Annotated in this window: 10 protein-coding genes; 5 read left to right on the forward strand and 5 right to left on the reverse strand. The window is 66.7% G+C overall.

From position 1 onward, the window contains the following. Positions 1 to 488, forward strand: a 488-nt coding sequence (locus tag WA317_RS15030; RefSeq protein ID WP_425173787.1) for an FAD-linked oxidase C-terminal domain-containing protein, incomplete at its 5' end; no start/stop codon positions are given. A 108-nt stretch (positions 489 to 596) separates the two neighbouring features. Here WA317_RS15030 and WA317_RS15035 read toward each other — a convergent pair. From WA317_RS15035 to WA317_RS15045, 3 genes are read right to left on the reverse strand one after another with little or no spacing between them, the layout of a single operon-like run. Then, a complete protein-coding gene (locus tag WA317_RS15035) occupies positions 597 to 1,130 on the reverse strand; it encodes a TetR/AcrR family transcriptional regulator (RefSeq protein ID WP_425173788.1) in 534 nt (177 codons plus the stop codon). A 44-nt stretch (positions 1,131 to 1,174) separates the two neighbouring features. Then, entirely contained in the window at positions 1,175 to 1,987 is an 813-nt protein-coding gene (locus tag WA317_RS15040) for a thioesterase family protein (protein WP_425173789.1), read from the reverse strand. A 10-nt stretch (positions 1,988 to 1,997) separates the two neighbouring features. Continuing rightward, positions 1,998 to 2,831, reverse strand: coding sequence for an SMP-30/gluconolactonase/LRE family protein (locus tag WA317_RS15045; protein ID WP_425173796.1), 834 nt, complete (start codon positions 2,829 to 2,831; stop codon positions 1,998 to 2,000). 171 nt (positions 2,832 to 3,002) lie between these two features. Here WA317_RS15045 and WA317_RS15050 point away from each other — a divergent pair, with 171 nt between their 5' ends. Genes WA317_RS15050 through WA317_RS15060 form a run of 3 tightly spaced genes read left to right on the forward strand, consistent with a single transcriptional unit; the run spans position 3,003 to position 6,076 of the window. Beyond that, on the forward strand, positions 3,003 to 3,923 hold the full coding sequence (locus WA317_RS15050; protein WP_425173790.1) for an LLM class F420-dependent oxidoreductase: 921 nt from the start codon (positions 3,003 to 3,005) through the stop codon (positions 3,921 to 3,923). Between the two features lie 60 nt (positions 3,924 to 3,983). Then, positions 3,984 to 4,868: an acyl-CoA thioesterase gene (locus WA317_RS15055; protein ID WP_425173791.1), complete on the forward strand. Its 885-nt coding sequence runs from the start codon at positions 3,984 to 3,986 to the stop codon at positions 4,866 to 4,868. Positions 4,869 to 4,891: 23 nt separating this feature from the next. After that, entirely contained in the window at positions 4,892 to 6,076 is a 1,185-nt protein-coding gene (locus tag WA317_RS15060) for an acyl-CoA dehydrogenase family protein (protein WP_425173792.1), read from the forward strand. On the opposite strand, the gene WA317_RS15065 is transcribed toward WA317_RS15060, so the two are convergent. Next, positions 6,055 to 6,753, reverse strand: a complete 699-nt coding sequence (locus tag WA317_RS15065) for a DUF427 domain-containing protein (RefSeq protein WP_425173793.1) — start codon at positions 6,751 to 6,753, stop codon at positions 6,055 to 6,057. The genes WA317_RS15060 and WA317_RS15065 overlap by 22 nt on opposite strands. 20 nt (positions 6,754 to 6,773) lie before the next feature. Beyond that, a complete protein-coding gene (locus tag WA317_RS15070; RefSeq protein ID WP_425173794.1) occupies positions 6,774 to 7,232 on the reverse strand; it encodes a DUF4190 domain-containing protein in 459 nt (152 codons plus the stop codon). Positions 7,233 to 7,339: 107 nt separating this feature from the next. Here WA317_RS15070 and WA317_RS15075 point away from each other — a divergent pair. Then, on the forward strand, positions 7,340 to 7,855 hold a 516-nt coding region (locus WA317_RS15075; RefSeq protein WP_425173795.1), incomplete at its 3' end, for a CoA transferase.

The raw sequence follows: 7,855 nt of genomic DNA on the forward strand, positions 1-7,855 counted from the left end.
CCGACGCGCTGGCTGACGTCGAAACCTGCGGCGAGCCCGCTGTCGGTGTCGACGCCGGCGCACAGCAGCGGCTGTGGCGGGTTCGCGAGTCACTCGCCGATGTGTTGGGTGTTTACGGGCCGCCGCTGAAGTTCGACGTGTCACTCCCGCTGTCAGCGGTCGAGAGGTTCGCCGGCGACGCGCGCAAGCTGGTCCACCGGCATGCGGCCGAGGCCTTTCCGGTGTTGTTCGGCCATATCGCAGAGGGCAACTTGCACCTGAACGTGCTGCGCTGCTCGCTCGACGCCGAAGCTGACCTGTACGCCGCGATGATGGACCTGATCGCCGACTGCGGCGGCAACGTCAGCTCCGAACACGGTGTGGGCACCCGCAAACGCGCGTTCGTCGGGATGTCGCGTGAGCGTGCCGACATTGCGGCGATGCGCACCGTGAAGTCGGCGTTCGACCCGACCGGTTATCTGAACGCCGCGGTGCTGTTCGACCAGTAGGCAATCAGCCGCCCTGAGACGATGCGGGCCGGCAGGCGCGAGGAGGAGCAGGGCAATCAGCCGCCCTGAGACGATGCGGGCCGGCAGGCCCGAGGAGGAGCAGGGCAATCAGCGTGGGTTGATGCCCACGGCGTGCCGCAACTGCGCCAAAAAGTGATCGGCGTCGTCGCTGCGCACCATGTAGTGCGAGAGCGCGACCCGGATCGCCGTCGCCGCTTTCACCGCGCCGCCCGGGCCGGGCAGTAGACGTTGGAGTCCCTCCCGCATCTGCGGTAGGACGTGAGAGAACTGCGCGATGACGTGCTCGGGCTCGATGTCGACCATTCGCACGCCCGAGTATGAGTTCTGGTACTCGACGATGAACTGCAACGCGGCGTCGAGCTTGTCCACCCCTTTGAGACCGGCCGTGGCCATGGCCAAACCGCTTTCGAACGTCTGACGTTCATAGTGTGAGAATGCTGACAGCAATTCCTCTTTGGAGGCGAACCAGCGGTACAGCGTCGGGCGTGAGACGCCGGCTTGCGCGGCCACATCCGACAGGCTGAGTTTCCGCTTGCCGTTGCGGCTGAGCACCTCGGCGGTGGCCGCCAGGATCCGCTGCTGTGTCGAAGTGTCACCCTCGCGGGCCGACGTGCGATCCATATCTAAACTTTACGAATCATGTCGAATTGTCTCGGTGTTTCGCGTCAGCCGGACCGGCGGCGCATCAACACGGACTGCTGAATCCCGCCGATTGCGCCACGTTCATCGAACAACGTCCCGATGGTCGTGCCGATCCCGTCCGGCCCGTAATTGGTCTCCGCGCGGATACCGGTCCACTCTCCTTCAGGGATCCGGTGCACATGCACGACCAGATCGGTGTTGAGAAACGTCCACTTGGTGATGTCCAGCTTGCTGCCAATGCCGTTGGCGTCGTCGGCCACCGTGAACAGCCGTTCCAGCTGCGACATGGCCTCACCGTGCACGAGGTTGACCGTCGGCTTTATCCAGGATTCACCGGCGCCGGCGTTCAGCGGTTCGGTGAGCCAGCGCCAGTCCAGGCTGTGCACGTAATTGCGGTCGAAGTTTCGCTCCAGGTTGCGGCTTCGGCCTTCGCTGACCGGCGGAAGAGGCGGTGCCGCCGCGTGGGCTACGTTGGCGGTGTCCAGCTGCTGCAACCGCCATCCGCTGGCGCGTGCCACCGGGCGGGGTTGGCCGTCCGGGCCCACACCCAGCATTTCGGAGCTGAGCAGCTCGATTTGTCTGCCGGGCCGCTGCATCTGCGCGCTCACCCAGAAATCACCTACGGCCGGCACCGGACCCAAGAGGTCGACGACTACGCGGCTCAGCCGGGTGTCGTCGCGCGCAGCGCACCGCTCGAGTGCGCGGACCAGCAGCGCCGACACCGGTGCGGCGTGCTGGATGGCGGCCGACCAGGTGCTGCGCACCAGGTCGGTGGCTCGGAATTTCTGGCCGCGGGGATCGGCGTCGTCGACGAGCTCGTAATACGAGTCGGTCATCTTGCAGCTCTCACGGCAGTCCGGCGCCCGCAAAGTCCACGGTGACGGTGTCGATTCGCGAAAGCCGGGTGCCTACCAGCCGCTTGGGGTAGGCGTCGCTGCTCGACACGAGGAACAGCGTGCGGCGCCCGGGACCGCCCAGCGTGCACGCGATCGCGGCGCGGTCGCCGATGTCGATGCGGTCGGTCACGGTGCCGCCGGCCACGATCCGCTGGAATTGGTGAGCCAGCGTCATCGCCGCCCACACGCCCCCGTCGGCGTCGAGTGTGATGCCATCCGGCGGTCCCTCGAGGCTGTCGGCGAAGACGCTCCGGTCGCGCAGTGAGCCGTCCTGCCCGATACGGAAGGCGGTCAACCGCCGGCCGACGGATTCGGCGACGACCAACGTCGTGCGGTCCGGTGTGATGACCATGCCGTTGGGGAAGTCGAGCCGGTCGGCCACGACGGTGATGCTGCCGTCGGGATCCACCCGCATGATCACCCCGCCCTCGAATGCCTGCGACCCGATGTAGGCGCGCCCGAGGTGATCGACGACCATGTCGCCGAGGTTGGCCGGTGTGCAGTCGGTCAGGTCGGCGATAGGCGCGACGGTGTCGCCGTCGTAGCGCAGCAGCCGGCGGGTTTCGGCACACGTGATCAGCAGCGAGCCGTCGGGTCGGAAGCCCAGCCCCGACGGGGCATGCCCGGGCAGCTTCAGCGTGGTCACCGAGCCGGCGAGATTGACGGTGTGCACCGCCTCGCCGAGCATGTCGGAGAACCACAGCAGTCCCTCGAACCAGCGCGGGCCTTCACCGAAGCAGAAACCTTCGACCAGCGGTGCGAGCGTCTCAACGGTCGACAACATCTGATGCTCCCAAGTCGTCACGATTCCTATGTCACGCCCAACTGCTCCACCCCTTTATCGTCGTTATAGAACCGCTCGCACGGCCATCCCGCTAGCTTTACAGAATATCGATAGAGTGTCATGCCCTTAGTGTGATGTCCGTACGATCGGCCACCAGCCCAGGAGCGGCAGATGCGGTTCACCATCACCCACCCGATGCACCGCCACCCCTACGATCCGGAGCTCGTCAGCGGCGAGGGCATCGCCGCGGTCGCCGCGGCCGCCGAAGCGGCCGGTATCCACGGCTTCGGTTTCACCGACCACCCGGCGCCCAGTCAACGGTGGCTGGAAGCCGGCGGACACGACGCGGTGGATCCGTTCGTGGCGATGGGATTCGCCGCGGCCTGCACCACGACCTTGCGGCTCATTCCCAACATCGTCGTGCTGCCGTACCGAAATCCGTTCGTGGTGGCCAAGTCCGGGGCGACGCTCGACTTACTTTCGGGCGGCCGGTTCACACTCGCGGTGGGGGTCGGATATCTCAGACGCGAATTCGCCGCTCTCGGCGTCGACTACGAACAGCGCGCCGAACTCTTCGACGAAGCCCTTGACGTGATCCGCGCGATCTGGACCACCGATGACATCTCGTTCGAGGGCAGAAATTTCACTGCCCGCGGCATCACCGCGCATCCGCGACCAATCAGCGAGCCGCACCCACCGATCTGGATCGGCGGCAACACCGGCGCGGCCCGCCGCCGCGTCGCCCTCAAAGGTGACGGTTGGTGCCCGTTCGCCGCGCCGGCCGCGCTGGCTCAGACCGCCCGCACGGCAACGCTCGACTCGCTCGAACGTCTCGCCGACGGGATCACCGACCTGCGCCGCCGGATCGACGACGCGGGCCGCGACTGGTCGACGATCGACATCGTGTTCAGCAACATCGAGGGCGGTGATCCGGCCGCCGACGATTTCAACGCCGACGCTTACCTCAGCGCATTGGACAAGCTGGCCAGTCTCGGCGTCACCTGGGTGCAGGTTGGGCTGCCGGGCGACAGCCTGGCGCGCGCGCTCGAGATCATCGAGCGTTTTAAGACTCTGGTCATCGAGGCCGGCTGACACCCGGCAACGCTGCGGGCGAGGCTTTACAAGATTCGTTGAGAATGTCACTCTCGCTAAGTGACAACGGAATCTCAGCAGACGCACTGGTCGGTCGCTGACCTCCTGTATTTGTTCGACGCGCGACCCGGAGAGAAGCCCGACAGGTTCAGCGGCGACACCGGGATCGCCGGCGACGACGAGCGCCAGGTGGTGGAAGGCACTCAGCTGCTGGCGCAGGCGATTGTCGTGGTGGCCAAACGGTTCCCGGACAAATCGGTCCGCTCTGCGCATGCAGTGTTCGCCCGCGCGGTATTGGTCGGACCACCCGTGGACTTCAACATCGACGTCCTGCACGAGGGCCGCTCCACCGCCACCGCGGTAGTCCATGTGGTGCAGAACGGCCGCCGCTGCATCGCTGTGACGACGCTGCTGGACGTACCGTCGCCGGACGTCATCCGCCACCACCTACCGCGCCCGGACGTCGCCGCGCCCGTCGATGCCAACGCCTCGCCGATGCCGATGACCGGTCGGGAACTGCGGCTGGTCGACGTGGTCGACGTCAACAGCCCCGACGAGGTGGGGCCGCCGGAGCTGTACGCCTGGCTGCACTACGACCCGATCCCCACCCGAGACGATCTGGCGAAGGCCCTGATCGCCTACTTCACCGGCCATCTGGGCATCTCGACCACGATGCGCGCGCACGAAGGCATCGGCACCAGCCAGTCGCATGTGACGGTGTCTACCGCGCCAATGACGGTGACGGTCAGTTTCCACGAGCCGGTGACCTGGACCGGGTGGTTGCTGTACACGCACGAGAGCACGCAAGTGGGCGCGGGCATGTCGTATGTGCGTGGCGCCGTGCACACCGAGGAGGGTGAGCTGCTCGCGTCGTTCGCCCAGGAGGCGTTGATCCGCCCACTGCGCACCAGCGATACCGCAATCAAAACCGAAGCGCGGCTGTAGCCGGCAGCAACACGACGCCGCCGATGGACTTCTCATTCGTCGAACTCCCCAGCGAGGACCGCGAGTTCCGCGACCAGTTGCGTGACTTTCTTTACGTGCACGTCACCGACGAGGTGCGCCGCCGGGATCGGGAAACCGGCGAGAACTTCGACGAGGCCGTGCATCTGGCACTGGGGGCCGCGGGTTACCTGGCAGGCGACTGGACGCCGGAAGCCGACGGCGGGTTCAGCGCGCTGCGCCGTCGGATCTGGAACCTGGAGATAGCCCGGGCGCACACCCCGTGGTTTCACTGGGGCACCACGGGCATGGTGGCGCACACGGTGCAGCAGTGCGCGTCCAGGGACCTCATCGAGGAGGTGCTGCCCGGTGTGCTGACCGGCCATATTCGGCTGTGCCTGGGCTATACCGAACCCGACGGCGGCTCCGACATCGCGACGTGTAAGACCCGCGCGGTACGCGACGGCGACAGCTGGATCATCAACGGCGCCAAGATGTTTACCTCCAACGCCCACAACGCCGGCTACGTCTTCCTGGTGACCAACACCGACCCCCGGGCGGCCAAGCATCAAAGCCTCACCATGTTCCTGGTGCCGTTGGGTTCGCCGGGTGTCGTGATCCAGCGCATCCGGACCGTCGACGGGGACCGGACCAACGCCGTCTATTACACCGATGTTCGGGTCAGCGACAGATACCGCATCGGAGAAGTCAACCGAGGCTGGGCGGTGCTGCGGGACGCGTTGAACGCCGAACACGGCACGGTGGAACGCGACGCCGAGGGGCTGGAGGACATTGCGGCAATGGCCGGACACGGCACGCTGATGGCCGAAGCGGTCGACACCGCCGTGAGCATCGCCGCGCAGAAATGTCCGGACGGCCGCCGGCTGCTCGATGACCGGTCGGTGGCCTACCGGCTGGGCCGCGACATCGCCCGCCTGGAGGCGGCGCTGAGCAGCCCGGGGCCACTGGGACGGGTGGCCATCGCCCAGACCATGCGGGACGTCGCGCCGGATTTGATGGACGTGCTGGGTGCAGCGTCGGCCCTACCGTCCGGCACCACCGGGGCCGCCGATGACGGGGCCGCGGAGTACCTCTTCCGACTGGCGTCGCCGATGGGCATTTACGGCGGCACTCTGGAGGTGTTCCGCAACATGATCGCTCAGCACACGTTGGGGCTGGGGCGGCCGAACTATTCGCCCCCGAACTCCTGAGCCACCGCGGGCAATTCGGCGAGAACGTCGGCGTGGGCGGCGTCGAAGCTGAAAAACCCCGTGATCGGCCGGGTTTCGGGCGGTGGATCCAGGTAACTCCAGGCCACGTCGTTGACGACCGTGTCGCCGATTGCGGCCGACCAGTAGGTCGCCACGCCTTTGTAGTTGCAGTAGGTCGACGTCTCGGTCTGCCGCAGCAGGTCGGTGCGCACATGCCTCGGATCGACATAGAGGCGAGGTTCCAGGGCGGTCTCGAAGACGATGACGGTGTCTTCGGTGTCGACCAGCGTGGTACGGGCGACCTCGACCCGCAGCCGCCGGGTGGTCGGGCGACAGTCGACCCGGTGGTACGGGTTGGGCGGGTAGTGCACGAGCTCGCGGCCCTCTTCCAGCCAGGTGTCCACCGCATCCCACGGGACGTGGACGAAGCCGGCTGCCTCGGGCACCGGTCGACTGGGCAGACCGTTGACGTCGTCGGCGGGAAATGCGTAGGACAGCGGGTGGTTTCGCCGATGCACGAGCAACGCGCGTTCGGTGTCGATCACGGACTGCCCGCCACGCAATGCCTGAACCCGCCGGGGATGAGGTTCGATGTAGACCAACTCGGCGGGTAGCGGGGGAGAGAACCATCCGACGGGATCATTGCCCAGCGGACCGCGCCCGGCGACCAGGGTCATAACTCAGTCACCTTTTCCGGTCAGCGATACTGCTGGCAGAACTCCGCGTGCCCGTTTCGTTCGCCGAGGCAGTGCTGATAGTCCTCGTTGAATACTTCCGTGCCGAAGGCGAGCCAGATGATGAACGCGCCTGCGGCGACGGCGATCACGCCGAGAACGATGCCAATCAGCGCAGCGCCGGCGCCGGTGGCTTCGCCGCGCTTCACGCGCCTGCGCGCGACAAGCCCTAAGACCACGGCGGTGACACCGAGGATGACACCTCCGAAAATCGACAGCGTCGCCAGCAGGGCGACCAGGCCAACCAATAGGGATGCGGTACCAAGGCCGTTTGCGCGACGGGGAGGCGGCGGCAGGAAACCGGGGGGGTACGGCGGTGGCGGTGTGCCATAGCCACCCGGCGGACGGGGGCCGGGCCACGGGCCTCGCGGAGACTCCGGTTCGCCGACCGGTGTGCCCGGGGGCTGGCTCATGATTCGCATTCCTCACGGGGACGGTGAGAACTGACGGTACTCCGGCGGGGACCTGGTAAGGCTCACAACTGGAGTGCTTATGTTGCTGTGGCGGAGTCGACGAGAGGATGCCGAGTATGCCCGGACCGCTGGACGGCGTCAAAGTCGTCGAACTCGGCGTGTGGGTGGCCGGTCCGGCAGCGGCCGGGATCCTCGCCGACTGGGGTGCAGACGTAATCAAGATCGAGCCGCCGGCCGGTGACCCCGCCCGCAGATTCGGCACGATGTTGGGCCTGGATCTGGATCTGAACCCGCCGTTCGACTTGGACAACCGCTCCAAACGCAGCATCGTTCTGGACCTCGGCGTCGACGAAGACCGTCGTCATGCACATCAATTACTCGCCGCTGCCGACGTGTTCGTGACCAACGTGCGGGCCGGTGCGCTGCAGCGGCTGGGATTCGACTTCGGTTCGCTGTCGGCCGACTATCCACGGTTGGTGTACGGGTTAATCACCGGCTACGGCGAAACCGGGCCGGACGCGGACCGCGCCGCCTATGACGTCGCGGCGTTCTGGTCCCGCGCCGGGGTTGCTCACCTGCTCACCCGGCCGGGCGACTCCCCGCCGTTTCAACGCGGCGGCATGGGCGACCAC

It is taken from the genome of Mycobacterium sp., from assembly GCF_049802695.1.
In the GTDB taxonomy this organism is placed as follows: domain Bacteria; phylum Actinomycetota; class Actinomycetes; order Mycobacteriales; family Mycobacteriaceae; genus Mycobacterium.